The 16,201-nt window shown below is 51.4% G+C and carries 14 protein-coding genes and 1 other annotated feature (1 of these 15 running past the window's edge); of the genes, 10 read left to right on the top strand and 4 right to left on the bottom strand.

What is annotated here, in order from left to right:
- Positions 1–32, top strand: a sequence feature (Phe leader region) (it extends 93 nt beyond the left edge of the window).
- Positions 33–241: 209 nt separating this feature from the next.
- The 9 genes from pheS (at position 242) to selO (ending at position 9,376) form a co-directional block, all read left to right on the top strand.
- Positions 242–1,225, top strand: coding sequence for a phenylalanine--tRNA ligase subunit alpha (gene pheS, locus ACJHWT_RS06285; protein WP_000018588.1), 984 nt, complete (start codon positions 242–244; stop codon positions 1,223–1,225).
- 14 nt (positions 1,226–1,239) lie between these two features.
- On the top strand, positions 1,240–3,627 hold the full coding sequence (gene pheT, locus ACJHWT_RS06280) for a phenylalanine--tRNA ligase subunit beta (RefSeq protein WP_000672341.1): 2,388 nt from the start codon (positions 1,240–1,242) through the stop codon (positions 3,625–3,627).
- 4 nt (positions 3,628–3,631) lie between these two features.
- A complete protein-coding gene (gene ihfA, locus ACJHWT_RS06275; RefSeq protein ID WP_001229265.1) occupies positions 3,632–3,931 on the top strand; it encodes an integration host factor subunit alpha in 300 nt (99 codons plus the stop codon).
- A 100-nt stretch (positions 3,932–4,031) separates the two neighbouring features.
- Entirely contained in the window at positions 4,032–5,012 is a 981-nt protein-coding gene (gene btuC, locus ACJHWT_RS06270; RefSeq protein WP_000956519.1) for a vitamin B12 ABC transporter permease BtuC, read from the top strand.
- 62 nt (positions 5,013–5,074) lie between these two features.
- A complete protein-coding gene (btuE, locus tag ACJHWT_RS06265) occupies positions 5,075–5,626 on the top strand; it encodes a bifunctional thioredoxin/glutathione peroxidase (RefSeq protein WP_001154187.1) in 552 nt (183 codons plus the stop codon).
- Complete coding sequence (gene btuD / locus ACJHWT_RS06260) at positions 5,626–6,375, top strand: vitamin B12 ABC transporter ATP-binding protein BtuD (protein ID WP_000029466.1); 750 nt, start codon at positions 5,626–5,628, stop codon at positions 6,373–6,375. Before btuE ends, btuD begins: the two co-directional genes overlap by 1 nt.
- Positions 6,376–6,452: 77 nt before the next feature.
- Positions 6,453–6,917, top strand: a complete 465-nt coding sequence (locus ACJHWT_RS06255) for a C40 family peptidase (protein WP_001209785.1) — start codon at positions 6,453–6,455, stop codon at positions 6,915–6,917.
- A 246-nt stretch (positions 6,918–7,163) separates the two neighbouring features.
- A complete protein-coding gene (gene ydiV / locus ACJHWT_RS06250) occupies positions 7,164–7,877 on the top strand; it encodes an anti-FlhDC factor (protein ID WP_001317866.1) in 714 nt (237 codons plus the stop codon).
- 62 nt (positions 7,878–7,939) lie between these two features.
- A complete protein-coding gene (gene selO / locus ACJHWT_RS06245; RefSeq protein ID WP_000175715.1) occupies positions 7,940–9,376 on the top strand; it encodes a protein adenylyltransferase SelO in 1,437 nt (478 codons plus the stop codon).
- Positions 9,377–9,379: 3 nt separating this feature from the next.
- Here the strand turns inward: selO and hemP are convergent, their stop codons facing one another.
- The 3 genes from hemP to ppsR all read right to left on the bottom strand — a co-directional run bounded on the left by hemP (position 9,380) and on the right by ppsR (position 11,739).
- On the bottom strand, positions 9,380–9,571 hold the full coding sequence (gene hemP, locus ACJHWT_RS06240) for a hemin uptake protein HemP (RefSeq protein ID WP_001270810.1): 192 nt from the start codon (positions 9,569–9,571) through the stop codon (positions 9,380–9,382).
- A gap of 131 nt (positions 9,572–9,702) precedes the next feature.
- Positions 9,703–10,749, bottom strand: a complete 1,047-nt coding sequence (gene aroH / locus ACJHWT_RS06235; RefSeq protein ID WP_001082226.1) for a 3-deoxy-7-phosphoheptulonate synthase AroH — start codon at positions 10,747–10,749, stop codon at positions 9,703–9,705.
- Between the two features lie 156 nt (positions 10,750–10,905).
- Positions 10,906–11,739 (bottom strand): posphoenolpyruvate synthetase regulatory kinase/phosphorylase PpsR, encoded by an 834-nt coding sequence (ppsR, locus tag ACJHWT_RS06230; protein ID WP_000368046.1) that lies wholly within the window; start codon positions 11,737–11,739, stop codon positions 10,906–10,908.
- Between the two features lie 332 nt (positions 11,740–12,071).
- On the opposite strand from ppsR, the gene ppsA reads away from it, so the two are divergent.
- Positions 12,072–14,450 carry a phosphoenolpyruvate synthase gene (gene ppsA, locus ACJHWT_RS06225; RefSeq protein ID WP_000069375.1) on the top strand — a complete coding sequence of 793 codons (2,379 nt, stop codon included), beginning with the start codon at positions 12,072–12,074 and terminating at the stop codon, positions 14,448–14,450.
- 56 nt (positions 14,451–14,506) lie between these two features.
- Here the strand turns inward: ppsA and fadK are convergent, their stop codons facing one another.
- Positions 14,507–16,153, bottom strand: coding sequence for a medium-chain fatty-acid--CoA ligase (fadK, locus tag ACJHWT_RS06220; RefSeq protein WP_001317865.1), 1,647 nt, complete (start codon positions 16,151–16,153; stop codon positions 14,507–14,509).
- Between the last annotated feature and the right edge of the window lie 48 nt (positions 16,154–16,201).

The raw sequence follows: 16,201 nt of genomic DNA, 5'->3' as shown, positions 1-16,201 counted from the left end.
CCTGAAAGCCTCCCAGTGGAGGCTTTTTTTGTATGCGCGTTTTGAAAAATAAAAAGCCTGTCTCATCAGGCGTAATTGTCGCAGCCAGTCTGGACACGGCCAGCGCGGAGAAACCGGAGCGTACTTAAGTACGTGAGGATTTCGAGCACTGCCCGGGACCAAAATGGCAAGTAAAATAGCCTGATGGGATGGGCTCTAAGTCCAACGAACCAGTGTCACCACTGACACAATGAGGAAAAACATGTCACATCTCGCAGAACTGGTTGCCAGTGCGAAGGCGGCCATTAGCCAGGCGTCAGATGTTGCCGCGTTAGATAATGTGCGCGTCGAATATTTGGGTAAAAAAGGGCACTTAACCCTTCAGATGACGACCCTGCGTGAGCTGCCGCCAGAAGAGCGTCCGGCAGCTGGTGCGGTTATCAACGAAGCGAAAGAGCAGGTTCAGCAGGCGCTGAATGCGCGTAAAGCGGAACTGGAAAGCGCTGCACTGAATGCGCGTCTGGCGGCGGAAACGATTGATGTCTCCCTGCCGGGTCGTCGCATTGAAAACGGCGGGCTGCATCCGGTGACCCGTACCATCGACCGTATCGAAAGTTTCTTCGGTGAGCTTGGCTTTACCGTGGCAACCGGGCCGGAAATCGAAGACGATTATCATAACTTCGATGCTCTGAACATTCCTGGTCACCACCCGGCGCGCGCTGACCACGACACTTTCTGGTTTGACGCTACCCGCCTGCTGCGTACCCAGACCTCTGGCGTACAGATCCGCACCATGAAAGCCCAGCAGCCACCGATTCGTATCATCGCGCCTGGCCGCGTTTATCGTAACGACTACGACCAGACTCACACGCCGATGTTCCATCAGATGGAAGGTCTGATTGTTGATACCAACATCAGCTTTACCAACCTGAAAGGCACGCTGCACGACTTCCTGCGTAACTTCTTTGAGGAAGATTTGCAGATCCGCTTCCGTCCTTCCTACTTCCCGTTTACCGAACCTTCTGCAGAAGTGGACGTCATGGGTAAAAACGGTAAATGGCTGGAAGTACTGGGCTGCGGGATGGTGCATCCGAACGTGTTGCGTAACGTTGGCATCGACCCGGAAGTTTACTCTGGTTTCGCCTTCGGGATGGGGATGGAGCGTCTGACTATGTTGCGTTACGGCGTCACCGACCTGCGTTCATTCTTTGAAAACGATCTGCGTTTCCTCAAACAGTTTAAATAAGGCAGGAATAGATTATGAAATTCAGTGAACTGTGGTTACGCGAATGGGTGAACCCGGCGATTGATAGCGACGCGCTGGCAAATCAAATCACTATGGCGGGCCTGGAAGTTGACGGTGTAGAACCGGTTGCCGGTAGCTTCCACGGCGTGGTTGTTGGTGAAGTGGTTGAGTGTGCGCAGCATCCGAACGCTGACAAACTGCGTGTGACAAAAGTGAATGTCGGCGGCGATCGCCTGCTGGATATCGTCTGCGGTGCGCCAAACTGCCGTCAGGGCCTGCGTGTGGCGGTAGCGACCATTGGTGCTGTTCTGCCGGGCGATTTCAAAATTAAAGCGGCGAAACTGCGTGGCGAACCGTCTGAAGGGATGCTGTGCTCCTTTTCTGAGCTGGGAATTTCTGACGATCACAGCGGCATTATCGAACTGCCTGCGGATGCGCCGATTGGCACCGACATCCGCGAATACCTGAAACTCGATGACAACACCATCGAAATCAGCGTAACGCCAAACCGTGCCGATTGCTTAGGCATTATCGGCGTGGCGCGTGATGTTGCCGTGCTGAACCAGCTGCCGCTGGTTGAACCGGAAATCGTTCCGGTTGGTGCGACCATCGACGACACGCTGCCGATTGCAGTCGAAGCGCCGGAAGCCTGCCCGCGCTATCTTGGCCGTGTGGTAAAAGGCATTAACGTTAAAGCGCCAACTCCGCTGTGGATGAAAGAAAAACTGCGTCGTTGCGGGATCCGTTCTATCGATGCAGTTGTTGACGTCACCAACTATGTACTGCTTGAACTGGGCCAGCCGATGCACGCCTTCGACAAAGATCGCATTGAAGGCGGCATTGTGGTGCGGATGGCGAAAGAGGGCGAAACGCTGGTATTGCTCGACGGTACCGAAGCGATGCTGAACGCTGACACTCTGGTCATCGCCGACCACAACAAGGCGCTGGCGATGGGCGGCATCTTTGGTGGCGAACACTCTGGCGTGAATGACGAAACACAAAACGTTCTGCTGGAATGCGCTTTCTTCAGCCCTCTGTCTATCACCGGTCGTGCTCGTCGTCATGGCCTGCATACTGATGCGTCTCACCGTTATGAGCGTGGCGTTGATCCGGCACTGCAGCACAAAGCGATGGAACGTGCGACCCGTCTGCTGATCGACATCTGCGGTGGTGAGGCTGGTCCGGTAATTGATATCACCAACGAAGCAACGCTGCCGAAGCGTGCAACCATCACTTTGCGTCGCAGCAAACTGGATCGCCTGATTGGCCATCATATTGCCGATGAGCAGGTCACTGACATTCTGCGTCGTCTCGGCTGCGAAGTGACCGAAGGCAAAGACGAGTGGCAGGCAGTTGCGCCGAGCTGGCGTTTCGACATGGAGATTGAAGAAGATCTGGTCGAAGAAGTCGCGCGTGTTTACGGCTACAACAACATCCCGGATGAGCCGGTACAGGCAAGCCTGATTATGGGTACTCACCGTGAAGCTGACCTGTCGCTCAAGCGCGTGAAAACGCTGCTCAACGACAAAGGCTATCAGGAAGTGATCACCTATAGCTTCGTTGATCCGAAAGTGCAGCAGATGATCCATCCAGGCGTTGAAGCCTTACTGCTGCCAAGCCCGATTTCCGTTGAAATGTCAGCAATGCGTCTTTCTCTGTGGACCGGCCTGCTGGCAACTGTGGTGTACAACCAGAACCGTCAGCAGAACCGTGTACGCATTTTCGAAAGCGGTCTGCGTTTCGTGCCAGATACTCAGGCACCGTTGGGCATTCGTCAGGATCTGATGTTAGCCGGTGTGATTTGCGGTAACCGTTACGAAGAGCACTGGAACCTGGCAAAAGAGACCGTTGATTTCTATGATTTGAAAGGCGATCTTGAATCCGTTCTCGACCTGACCGGTAAACTGAATGAGGTTGAGTTCCGTGCAGAAGCGAATCCGGCACTGCATCCGGGGCAATCCGCAGCGATTTATCTGAAAGGTGAACGTATTGGTTTTGTTGGGGTTGTTCATCCTGAACTGGAACGTAAACTGGATCTTAACGGTCGCACTCTGGTGTTCGAACTGGAGTGGAACAAGCTCGCAGACCGCGTGGTGCCTCAGGCGCGCGAGATTTCTCGCTTCCCGGCGAACCGTCGTGACATCGCGGTGGTGGTCGCAGAAAACGTTCCCGCAGCGGATATTTTATCCGAATGTAAGAAAGTTGGCGTAAATCAGGTAGTTGGCGTAAACTTATTTGACGTGTACCGCGGTAAGGGTGTTGCGGAGGGGTATAAGAGCCTCGCCATAAGCCTGATCCTGCAAGATACCAGCCGTACACTCGAAGAAGAGGAGATTGCCGCTACCGTCGCCAAATGTGTAGAGGCATTAAAAGAGCGATTCCAGGCATCATTGAGGGATTGAACCTATGGCGCTTACAAAAGCTGAAATGTCAGAATATCTGTTTGATAAGCTTGGGCTTAGCAAGCGGGATGCCAAAGAACTGGTTGAACTGTTTTTCGAAGAGATCCGTCGCGCTCTGGAAAACGGCGAGCAGGTGAAACTCTCTGGTTTTGGTAACTTCGATCTGCGTGATAAGAATCAACGCCCGGGACGTAACCCGAAAACGGGCGAAGATATTCCCATTACAGCACGGCGTGTGGTGACTTTCAGACCCGGGCAGAAGTTAAAAAGCCGGGTCGAAAACGCTTCGCCCAAAGACGAGTAATCTGATCTAACTAAAAAGGCCGCTCTGCGGCCTTTTTTCTTTTCACTGTCGAAGAGTCACCGTAAAATCAACGCCATGACACTTCAGCAGAACGGATACCATGCTGACACTTGCCCGCCAACAACAGCGACAAAATATTCGCTGGTTATTATGCCTGTCAGTTTTGATGCTGCTGGCGCTTCTCTTAAGCCTTTGCGCCGGTGAACAATGGATCTCGCCAGGTGACTGGTTTTCTCCTCGAGGCGAACTGTTCGTCTGGCAGATTCGCCTGCCACGTACGCTGGCTGTATTGCTGGTTGGTGCGGCGTTGGCTATATCCGGCGCTGTAATGCAGGCGTTATTTGAAAATCCTCTGGCAGAACCTGGACTACTTGGCGTCTCTAATGGCGCAGGCGTGGGGCTTATCGCCGCGGTATTGCTTGGGCAAGGGCAACTCCCCAACTGGGCGCTGGGGCTGTGTGCGATTGCTGGCGCGCTTATCATCACTTTAATACTCTTACGTTTCGCCCGTCGTCATCTTTCGACCAGTCGGTTATTGCTGGCTGGCGTTGCATTAGGGATTATCTGTAGCGCACTAATGACGTGGGCTATCTACTTTTCCACCTCTGTTGATTTACGTCAGCTGATGTACTGGATGATGGGCGGTTTTGGCGGCGTAGACTGGCGGCAAAGCTGGCTGATGCTGGCATTGATCCCCGTGTTGTTGTGGATCTGTTGTCAGTCCAGGCCGATGAATATGTTAGCACTTGGCGAGATCTCGGCGCGGCAACTGGGTTTACCCCTGTGGTTCTGGCGCAATGTGCTGGTGGCAGCGACCGGCTGGATGGTTGGCGTCAGTGTGGCGCTGGCGGGTGCTATCGGCTTTATTGGTCTGGTGATCCCCCATATTCTCCGGTTATGTGGTTTAACCGATCATCGCGTATTACTTCCCGGCTGCGCGCTGGCAGGGGCGAGCGCATTGCTGCTGGCTGATGTTGTAGCGCGCCTGGCATTAGCTGCCGCAGAGCTGCCTATTGGCGTGGTCACCGCAACGTTGGGTGCGCCGGTGTTTATCTGGTTATTGTTAAAAGCAGGACGTTAGCCGCAAAAAGACGGTCTATGATTAAAAGCTAAGATTTTTACTGACCACACCCAGGAGAAACGATGCAAGATTCCATTCTGACGACCGTAGTGAAAGATATCGACGGTGAAGTGACCACGCTGGAGAAGTACGCCGGTAATGTGCTGTTGATTGTCAATGTCGCCTCAAAGTGTGGCTTAACGCCGCAATATGAGCAGTTGGAGAATATTCAGAAAGCCTGGGCCGATCGTGGTTTTGTGGTGCTGGGATTCCCGTGCAACCAGTTTCTGGAGCAAGAACCGGGCAGCGATGAAGAGATTAAAACTTACTGCACCACTACATGGGGGGTGACGTTCCCGATGTTCAGTAAGATTGAAGTTAATGGTGAAGGACGCCATCCGCTGTATCAAAAATTGATTGCCGCAGCGCCGACCGCAGTCGCGCCGGAAGAGAGCGGATTCTATGCCCGTATGGTCAGCAAAGGTCGTGCACCGCTGTACCCTGATGATATCTTATGGAATTTTGAGAAATTTTTAGTTGGCAGGGACGGATTGGTCATCCAGCGTTTTTCCCCGGATATGACGCCGGAAGATCCCATTGTGATGGAAAGCATTAAACTGGCGTTGGCAAAATAATGTCTATTGTGATGCAGTTACAGGATGTTGCGGAGTCTACCCGCCTGGGGCCGCTTTCTGGCGAGGTTCGGGCTGGGGAGATCCTGCACCTGGTGGGGCCGAATGGCGCGGGTAAGAGTACCTTACTGGCGCGAATGGCCGGAATGACCAGCGGTAAGGGAAGCATTCAGTTCGCGGGGCAACCACTGGAAGCATGGTCCGCAACAAAACTCGCGCTGCATCGCGCCTATCTTTCACAACAACAGACGCCACCGTTTGCAATGCCGGTCTGGCACTACCTGACACTGCATCAGCACGATAAAACGCGTACCGAACTACTGAATGATGTCGCAGGGGCGCTGGCTCTTGATGACAAACTCGGACGTAGCACCAATCAACTTTCCGGCGGCGAATGGCAACGCGTACGTCTTGCTGCGGTGGTGCTGCAAATCACACCACAAGCCAATCCCGCAGGCCAATTGCTGCTTCTTGATGAGCCGATGAACAGTCTTGATGTTGCGCAACAAAGTGCATTAGACAAAATTCTGAGCGCGCTGTGTCAGCAAGGACTGGCGATTGTGATGAGCAGTCACGATCTCAACCATACATTGCGTCATGCGCATCGGGCGTGGTTGCTAAAAGGTGGAAAAATGCTGGCCAGTGGACGCAGGGAAGAGGTGCTCACGCCGCCAAATCTGGCGCAGGCCTATGGGATGAATTTTCGCCGTCTGGATATCGAAGGTCACAGAATGCTGATTTCGACCATCTGATTTCATTAGTATCTTGAAAATCGGGTAATTACGACGCTAAATTAATGCAAGAATAAAAAACAGAGGAACCGTACGGAATGCGTTTCTGCCTTATTTTGATCACAGCACTGTTTCTGGCCGGGTGTAGCCACCATAAAGCACCGCCGCCAAATGCCAGACTTTCTGATTCGATTACCGTTATTGCCGGTTTGAACGACCAGCTACAAAGCTGGCATGGCACGCCGTATCGTTATGGTGGAATGACGCGGCGCGGTGTGGACTGTTCGGGATTTGTGGTTGTGACGATGCGCGATCGTTTCGATTTGCAGCTGCCCCGTGAAACCAAACAACAAGCCTCTATCGGCACGCAAATTGATAAAGACGAGTTGCTGCCAGGTGACCTGGTCTTTTTCAAAACGGGCTCCGGACAAAATGGTTTGCATGTAGGTATTTACGATACCAACAACCAATTTATCCACGCCTCTACCAGCAAGGGAGTGATGCGTTCCTCACTTGATAATGTCTATTGGCAGAAAAATTTCTGGCAGGCGAGACGAATCTAGTATGTCGAAAAATTGACGGCGATGATACATCGCCGTCAATTTACTCCAGAATACGGTAGTATTTTGCAGACAAAAATTCCGTAAATGGATTATTCGTTTATAATCAGGATAATCTAAAAAAAGGACCCCTGAAAAAGTGGTTAACATGGAACAAATGAAAGTTACTCCTTCTGTAATTGTTATGTCTTATGGCCTCATCCCTTTTAGCCGGATACTGAAAAACATCCTTCGAGAGGGACGGTTACCATGAAGATTTTTTTGGAGAATCTTTATCATTCTGATTGCTATTTCCTGCCGATAAGAGATAACCAGCAAGACCTTGTCGGCGTTGAGTTAATTACCCATTTCTCCAGTGAAGATGGTACGGTTCGTATCCCGACGAGTCGGGTTATAGCGCAACTTACCGAGGAGCAACATTGGCAATTATTTTCAGAGCAGTTGGAATTACTAAAATCATGCCAACACTTTTTTATTCAACATAAACTCTTTGCCTGGCTTAATTTAACCCCACAAGTGGCTACTTTATTATTAGACAGGGATAATTACGCAGGCGAACTATTAAAATATCCGTTTATTGAACTGTTGATTAATGAGAATTACCCGCATCTCGATGAAGGAAAAGATAATCGCGATCTTTTTTCCTTATCGCAAATGTATCCCCTTGTGTTAGGTAATTTGGGCGCAGGCAATAGCACAATGAAAGCGGTTTTTGATGGTCTTTTCACCCGCGTAATGCTGGATAAAAGTTTTATTCAGCAACAAATCACGCATCGCTCCTTCGAACCGTTTATTCGTGCGATTCAGGCGCAAATTTCCCCTTGTTGCAATTGCATCATCGCGGGGGGCATTGATACGCCAGAAATATTAGCACAGATTACCCCCTTCGATTTCCATGCTCTCCAGGGATGTCTGTGGCCTGCCGTTCCCATAAATCAGATAACGACGTTGGTTCAGCGATAACCCTCCTGTTTGCTGGTGTTTAAGACGAGAGTAACCGTCTACACTATCAAACAGGAGGATCTATGACCCTGTCTTTTGTTACCCGCTGGCGCGATGAATTGCCAGAAACCTATACAGCACTTTCCCCTACGCCTTTAAATAATGCCCGGCTGATTTGGCATAATACCGAACTCGCTAACACGCTGAGTATTCCATCGTCGCTGTTTAAAAATGGCGCAGGTGTCTGGGGCGGCGAAACCCTACTGCCTGGTATGTCACCACTGGCGCAGGTTTACAGTGGTCATCAGTTCGGCGTCTGGGCGGGCCAACTGGGTGATGGGCGCGGCATTTTACTCGGCGAACAACGGCTTGCTGATGGCACTACAATGGACTGGCATCTGAAAGGTGCTGGCCTGACGCCTTATTCGCGAATGGGTGATGGACGGGCGGTTTTACGTTCGACGATACGAGAAAGTCTCGCCAGTGAGGCGATGCATTATCTGGGCATTCCGACGACCCGCGCGTTAAGTATCGTCACCAGCGATTCGCCAGTGTATCGGGAAACGGTGGAGCCAGGCGCGATGCTGATGCGTGTGGCACCAAGTCATCTGCGCTTTGGTCATTTCGAACATTTTTACTATCGCCGCGAGCCGGAAAAGGTTCGTCAGTTAGCTGACTTTGCCATTCGTCATTACTGGTCACATCTTGCAGATGATGAGGACAAATACCGTCTCTGGTTTAGCGATGTTGTCGCACGTACCGCATCGCTAATTGCCCAATGGCAGACGGTCGGCTTTGCTCATGGGGTGATGAATACCGACAACATGTCGCTGCTGGGACTGACGCTTGATTACGGGCCTTTTGGTTTTCTTGATGATTACGAACCCGGTTTTATTTGTAATCACTCGGATCATCAAGGGCGTTATAGCTTTGATAATCAACCTGCTGTCGCGTTGTGGAATTTACAGCGTCTGGCGCAGACATTGTCACCATTTGTCGCCGTAGATGCCCTGAATGAGGCCCTGGACAGTTATCAGCAGGTTTTGTTGACGCATTATGGACAACGGATGCGGCAGAAACTGGGCTTCATGACGGAGCAAAAAGAGGATAACGCGCTACTGAATGAATTATTCAGTCTGATGGCGCGAGAGCGCAGCGATTATACCCGCACATTCCGCATGCTGAGTCTGACCGAGCAGCACAGCGCGGCGTCACCGCTACGTGATGAGTTTATTGATCGTGCGGCATTTGATGACTGGTTTGCCCGTTATCGGGTACGTTTGCAACAAGACGAGGTTAGCGATAGTGAGCGTCAGCAGCTGATGCAAAGTGTTAACCCAGCTCTGGTGTTGCGCAACTGGTTGGCGCAACGGGCGATTGAAGCGGCAGAAAAGGGTGATATGACGGAATTGCACCGCCTGCATGAGGCGTTGCGAAATCCTTTCAGCGACAGAGATGATGACTATGTCAGTCGTCCACCTGACTGGGGTAAACGGCTGGAAGTCAGCTGCTCGAGTTAAAGGCTACTTGGTCAACAGCAGCTTGCCAGCCTGAGTTTTACGGAGCAGATATTCTTGCCCGTCATGATCGATAATCAGTTTGCCATCCGGACCTAACAGTGTCTGGCTGGTAATTCGCCGGATGGGCTGCGGGGAAGCGGTCTTGTGATTGGCATCCGTTTCAGGCGTGAGTTTTCTGCTATCCGTATAACGCATAAAAATTAATAATAATTTATATAACAATGATTCTTATTATCAATATTATGGCGGGCCAGAGCAAGCAGTAATTTGTTGAGAAGACAACAAGTTGCGCAGAAATGCCCATCCCGTCAGGAATGGGCACGCATTCAGAAGCGAGTATCTACCGCAGAGGCGAGTTTTTCGACCAGGCGTTCGGTATCTTCCCAGCCCAGACACGGGTCGGTAATGGATTGACCGTAAGTGAGCGGCTGACCGCCGACGATTTTTTGCGTTCCTTCGCGCAGGAAACTTTCCGCCATAATTCCAGCAATCGCCGTAGATCCATTGCGGATTTGCTGACAAATATCCTCACAAACTTCTAACTGGCGTCGGTGCTGCTTCTGGCAGTTACCGTGGCTGAAATCCACCACCAGATGTTCAGGTAAATCAAACTCGTGCAGCGTATCGCAGGCTGCGGCGATATCATCGGCATGATAATTCGGTTTTTTGCCGCCACGCATAATAATGTGGCCATACGGGTTGCCGCTGGTCTGATAGATGGTCATCTGACCATTTTTGTCTGGCGAGAGGAACATATGGCTGGCGCGGGCTGCGCGGATAGCATCCACGGCAATCCGCGTGTTGCCATCGGTACCATTTTTAAAACCTACCGGACAGGAGAGTGCCGAAGCCATTTCACGGTGGATCTGACTTTCGGTAGTACGTGCGCCAATCGCGCCCCAACTGATTAAATCAGCAATAAACTGACCGGTCACCATATCGAGGAACTCAGTCGCGGTAGGGACGCCCAGCTCATTTACCTGTAAAAGTAATTTGCGCGCCAGCTCCAGACCGTGATTTACCCGATAGCTGCCGTTTAAATCTGGATCGGAGATTAGCCCTTTCCAGCCGACAACAGTTCGTGGTTTTTCAAAATAGGTGCGCATTACGATTTCCAGCCGTGACTGGTACTGGTTGCGCAGCGACTGCAGACGGGTGGCGTACTCCATTGCAGCGGTGAGATCGTGGATCGAGCAGGGGCCAATAATGACCAACAGTCGCTTATCTTCACCATTCAGTATTTTTTCAATTCTGCGGCGGGAGTCGGTGACATGGGTGGCGACGCCAGGCGTTACGGGATACCGTAGCGCGAGTTCGGCGGGCGTTACCAGGCTCTCAATACGCGCAGTACGGAGTTCGTCAGTTCTGTTCATTACAAGTCTCAGAAATTTGTTGCTTCTACGGCAGGACTACCGGGAAGTGATGCGCATCACGATAAACCAATCGCAGCTGATTTCAAGTGCGAGGTGTGTCACACCTCGCCGGGTGGTTAGCATGATAACAAAAAAACAAGCTAATGCACTAGTTCTCTAGTACATTCGACGGCTAAGGCCCATGATATCGAGGATCTTGGTGGCAATCTCTTCTACCGAATAATTGGTACTGTTAATCCACGGGATCTGATTTTTACGGTACAACGCTTCCACTTCCGCGACTTCCATCCTGCACTGACGAAGCGAGGCATAGCGACTGTTCTCCCGACGTTCCTCGCGAATCGCCGCCAGACGTTCCGGGTCGATAGTCAGGCCGAACAATTTATGCTGAAGCGGTTTGAGCGACGCGGGTAGCACAAGATTATCCATATCGTCGGCAATAAAGGGGTAGTTTGCCGCGCGGATACCAAACTGCATTGCCAGATACAGACTGGTGGGGGTTTTACCACAGCGAGAAACGCCGAGCAGGATCACCTGAGCCTGGTCCAGATTGCGTAACGAAATGCCATCATCGTGGGCGAGGGTGTAATCAATCGCAGCAATGCGCGCATCATATTTATTGAGATTATTAGGGTTAAGGCCATGGGTACGATGAGCAATCGGCGTTGGATCCAGTTTCATCTCTTGTTGTAGCGGGGCAACCAGCGCCTGAACGATATCCTGGCAAAAGCCCTCACTTTGCAAGATGATGGCGCGAATCTCCGGCAACACGATGGAGTAGAAGACCAGCGGGCGCACACCTGTCTGGTGATAAATTGCGTCAATCTGATCCTTCACTGCCCGTGCACGGCTCTCATTTTCGACAAACGGCAGCGTAATGCTGCTGATAGTGACGGGAAATTGTGACATTACTGCGTGTCCTAATACCTCCGCAGTTATTGCCGTACCATCAGAAATATAAAAAACGTGGCGATCAACAGCATTATCCATTTTGTTCTTCCCGTGATGCAGACATAATTCTATGAAAGCATAAATTAAAAACGCACAGAAGCGTAGAACGTTATGTCTGGTTTATAAAATGAACCTTCAATTTTATTTTTTATGAAAACAGCATTTCATTTTTACGGTTTCGTTTATACCGATGGTTTATGTGGAAATTGTCGAAGAGAGCAGATTTGCGCAACGCTGGGATCAGTCTTAAAAAGTAAAAAAATATATTTGCTTGAACGATTCACCGTTTTTTTCATCCGGTTAAATATGCAAAGATAAATGCGCAGAAATGTGTTTCTCAAACCGTTCATTTATCACAAAAGGATTGTTCGATGTCCAACAATGGCTCGTCACCGCTGGTGCTTTGGTATAACCAACTCGGCATGAATGATGTAGACAGGGTTGGGGGCAAAAATGCCTCCCTGGGTGAAATGATTACTAACCTTTCCGGAATGGGTGTTTCCGTTCCGAATGGTTTCGCCACAACCGCCGACGCGTTTAACCAGTTTCTGGACCAAAGCGGCGTAAACCAGCGCATTTATGAACTGCTGGATAAAACGGATATTGACGATGTTACCCAGCTTGCGAAAGCGGGCGCGCAAATCCGCCAGTGGATTATCGACACTCCCTTCCAGCCTGAGCTGGAAAACGCCATCCGCGAAGCCTATGCACAGCTTTCCGCCGATGACGAAAACGCCTCGTTTGCGGTGCGTTCCTCCGCTACTGCAGAAGATATGCCGGACGCTTCTTTTGCCGGTCAGCAGGAAACTTTCCTCAACGTTCAGGGTTTTGACGCCGTTCTCGTGGCTGTGAAACATGTATTTGCTTCTCTGTTTAACGATCGCGCCATCTCTTATCGTGTGCACCAGGGTTACGATCACCGTGGCGTGGCGCTGTCCGCCGGTGTTCAGCGGATGGTGCGCTCCGACCTCGCATCTTCTGGCGTGATGTTCTCCATTGATACCGAATCCGGCTTTGACCAGGTGGTGTTTATCACTTCCGCATGGGGCCTTGGTGAAATGGTCGTGCAGGGTGCGGTTAACCCGGATGAGTTTTACGTGCACAAACCGACACTGGCGGCGAATCGCCCGGCTATCGTGCGCCGCACCATGGGGTCGAAAAAAATCCGCATGGTTTACGCGCCGACCCAGGAGCACGGCAAGCAGGTTAAAATCGAGGACGTACCGCAAGAACAGCGTGACATCTTCTCGCTGACCAACGAAGAAGTGCAGGAACTGGCAAAACAGGCCGTACAAATTGAGAAACACTACGGTCGCCCAATGGATATTGAGTGGGCGAAAGATGGCCACACCGGTAAACTGTTCATTGTGCAGGCGCGTCCGGAAACCGTGCGCTCACGCGGTCAGGTCATGGAGCGTTATACGCTGCATTCACAGGGTAAGATTATCGCCGAAGGCCGTGCTATCGGTCATCGCATCGGTGCGGGTCCGGTGAAAGTCATCCATGACATCAGCGAAATGAACCGCATCGAACCTGGAGACGTGCTGGTCACTGACATGACCGACCCGGACTGGGAACCGATCATGAAGAAAGCATCTGCCATCGTCACCAACCGTGGCGGTCGTACCTGTCACGCGGCGATCATCGCTCGTGAACTCGGCATTCCGGCGGTAGTGGGCTGTGGTGATGCAACAGAACGGATGAAAGACGGTGAGAACGTCACTGTTTCTTGTGCCGAAGGTGATACCGGTTACGTCTATGCGGAGTTGCTGGAATTTAGCGTGAAAAGCTCCAGCGTAGAAACGATGCCTGATCTGCCGTTGAAGGTGATGATGAACGTCGGTAACCCGGACCGTGCTTTCGACTTCGCCTGCCTGCCGAACGAAGGCGTCGGCCTTGCGCGTCTGGAATTTATCATCAACCGTATGATTGGCGTCCACCCACGCGCACTGCTTGAGTTTGACGATCAGGAACCGCAGTTGCAAAACGAAATCCGCGAGATGATGAAAGGTTTTGATTCTCCGCGTGAATTTTACGTTGGGCGTCTGACTGAAGGGATCGCGACGCTGGGTGCCGCGTTTTATCCGAAGCGCGTCATTGTCCGTCTCTCTGATTTTAAATCGAACGAATATGCCAACCTGGTCGGTGGTGAGCGTTACGAGCCAGATGAAGAGAACCCGATGCTCGGCTTCCGTGGCGCGGGCCGCTATGTTTCCGACAGCTTCCGCGACTGCTTCGCGCTGGAGTGTGAAGCAGTGAAACGTGTGCGCAACGACATGGGGCTGACCAACGTTGAGATCATGATCCCGTTCGTGCGTACCGTAGATCAGGCGAAAGCGGTGGTTGAGGAACTGGCGCGTCAGGGGCTGAAACGTGGTGAGAACGGGCTGAAAATCATCATGATGTGTGAAATTCCGTCCAACGCCTTGCTGGCAGAGCAGTTCCTCGAATATTTCGACGGCTTCTCAATTGGCTCAAACGACATGACACAGCTGGCGCTCGGTCTGGACCGTGACTCCGGAGTGGTGTCTGAACTGTTCGATGAGCGCAACGATGCGGTGAAAGCACTGCTGTCGATGGCGATTCGTGCCGCGAAGAAACAGGGCAAATATGTCGGGATTTGCGGTCAGGGTCCGTCCGACCACGAAGACTTTGCCGCATGGTTGATGGAAGAGGGGATCGATAGCCTGTCTCTGAACCCGGATACCGTGGTGCAAACCTGGTTAAGCCTGGCTGAACTGAAGAAATAAAATAAATCCCCGGCGGCGTTTTGTCGCCGGGTTTATGTGATCCCCGAAGATGAAACTTATTCAATCTCTTCACAGACATCCTGAGTTAATCGCCGCATAATATCTTTCCTTAACAAAAACTTTTGTATTTTACCTGAGGCTGTGCGCGGTAGTTTTTCGATTACCACGATATGTTCAGGATATTTATATTTCGCGACCCGTTTACGGCTAAAAAATGCCACTACATCTTCCAGCGATAATGAATGATGCGGTGCTTTCAGCACGACATAAGCGCATGAACGTTCACCTAAGCGTTCATCGGGCATTGCAACCACACAAGCATCGTGAATTTTAGGATGCTGCAATAAAATATCTTCTACTTCACGGCTGCTAATATTTTCGCCGCCGCGGACAATAATATCTTTCTTGCGCCCGGTTATTTTTATATAGCCAGCCTCATCCATGCGGCAGAGATCGCCGCTGTAATACCAGCCTTCTTCATCCAGCGCACGGGCGGTTAATTCAGGTTCATCAAAATACCCCATAAACACATTGGGGCCACGCGAGGCTTCTTCACCTTCGCAACCTGGCGGTAAAGTCTTGCGTGCGTCATCGACCACTTTAATCTCTACACCTGCGGCAGCGTAACCATCGGTGTGTATAAAGCGCGACAAAGGATCATCGAGATTCACCACCGCATGCGGCGAACTTTCTGTGGAACCATAAACACTTAATAATTTAATGCCGCGCTGCTGGCATTCACGCGCCACTTTTTTGGGGATTGTGGTACCGCCGCAAAGAAAGAAACGCAGCGCTGAAAGGTCTGCGGGCTGTTTCTCCAGTAAATTCAAAAGATCATAGACAAACGGCGTTGCGCCGAGCATACAGGTGCAACGCTGCTGCTCAAGCAGCGCGAGACACGCAGCAGGAGTGAAAATATCTAACAACACGCTGCGAGCACCAATCAAAAAAGGTGCTGTTACGCCATGCAGAAAGCCCGTTGCGTGACCAAGTGGCGCAGGCATCATAAAGACATCCTGCCAGGTCAGATTTAGCCGCGCGCAATAAGCCCGCTCACTGGCGAGAATATTGTTATGCGTTAGCATCACGCCCTTTGGCAGACCCTCGGTTCCGGAGGTAAACAGCACCGCGGCTAATTCATCGCCGTGGACCGTTATCGCCGTGGTCAGAGGAGTATTGTCGGCGATAATCTGACTTAATGAGAGAGCAGAGGTGGCGGGAGCCAGTTTGTCCACGCCGACAATTTGTTGTAGTTGTGGAAGCTGATTTTGCAGCGGCAGGATTAAATCTACCGGACGCGTTTGTTTAAACAACGTCGGTGCAAAGAACATTTTTGCCTGACACTTATTGAGCACCCACACCAGTTCTGCTTCTCGCCAGGAAGGCAACAGCGGCACGGAAACCGCACCGGTTTTCAGGCAGGCAAGATAGATAACGGTAAATTCACACCAGCCTGGCAGTTGAAATGCGATGCGATCGCCTGATTCAATACCCTTCGCTAACATCCAGTTTGCCAGACAGCTCGCGGCGTGATCGAGCGCGCTATAAGTGTACGTTGCACCATGATTGTCGACCACGGCAATTTTGTCTGGCATCGCACGAGCGGTCTGCTGCCAGTAATCGGCCAGTGAAGCATCGCCCCATAACCCTTGCTGACGATACGCCGCACGACGTTGTTCGTTGAACGTTAATGTCACTTTCATTTTGGACTCTCGAAACAGAACATCAGGCCCGAGATGCGGGCCTGTGGG

This window comes from Escherichia sp. WS338 (genome assembly GCF_046486405.1).
Taxonomy (GTDB): domain Bacteria; phylum Pseudomonadota; class Gammaproteobacteria; order Enterobacterales; family Enterobacteriaceae; genus Escherichia; species Escherichia coli.
This window is presented reverse-complemented; position numbering and strand designations above follow the sequence as displayed.

Bases quoted from the DNA above. Each gene is read 5' to 3' on its own strand.
- pheS (WP_000018588.1), top strand. From the start codon at position 242: ATGTCACATCTCGCAGAACTGGTTGCCAGTGCGAAGGCGGCCATTAGC.
- pheT (WP_000672341.1), top strand. From the start codon at position 1,240: ATGAAATTCAGTGAACTGTGGTTACGCGAATGGGTGAACCCGGCGATT.
- ihfA (WP_001229265.1), top strand. From the start codon at position 3,632: ATGGCGCTTACAAAAGCTGAAATGTCAGAATATCTGTTTGATAAGCTT.
- btuC (WP_000956519.1), top strand. From the start codon at position 4,032: ATGCTGACACTTGCCCGCCAACAACAGCGACAAAATATTCGCTGGTTA.
- btuE (WP_001154187.1), top strand. From the start codon at position 5,075: ATGCAAGATTCCATTCTGACGACCGTAGTGAAAGATATCGACGGTGAA.
- btuD (WP_000029466.1), top strand. From the start codon at position 5,626: ATGTCTATTGTGATGCAGTTACAGGATGTTGCGGAGTCTACCCGCCTG.
- ACJHWT_RS06255 (WP_001209785.1), top strand. From the start codon at position 6,453: ATGCGTTTCTGCCTTATTTTGATCACAGCACTGTTTCTGGCCGGGTGT.
- ydiV (WP_001317866.1), top strand. From the start codon at position 7,164: ATGAAGATTTTTTTGGAGAATCTTTATCATTCTGATTGCTATTTCCTG.
- selO (WP_000175715.1), top strand. From the start codon at position 7,940: ATGACCCTGTCTTTTGTTACCCGCTGGCGCGATGAATTGCCAGAAACC.
- hemP (WP_001270810.1), bottom strand. From the start codon at position 9,571: ATGCGTTATACGGATAGCAGAAAACTCACGCCTGAAACGGATGCCAAT.
- aroH (WP_001082226.1), bottom strand. From the start codon at position 10,749: ATGAACAGAACTGACGAACTCCGTACTGCGCGTATTGAGAGCCTGGTA.
- ppsR (WP_000368046.1), bottom strand. From the start codon at position 11,739: ATGGATAATGCTGTTGATCGCCACGTTTTTTATATTTCTGATGGTACG.
- ppsA (WP_000069375.1), top strand. From the start codon at position 12,072: ATGTCCAACAATGGCTCGTCACCGCTGGTGCTTTGGTATAACCAACTC.
- fadK (WP_001317865.1), bottom strand. From the start codon at position 16,153: ATGAAAGTGACATTAACGTTCAACGAACAACGTCGTGCGGCGTATCGT.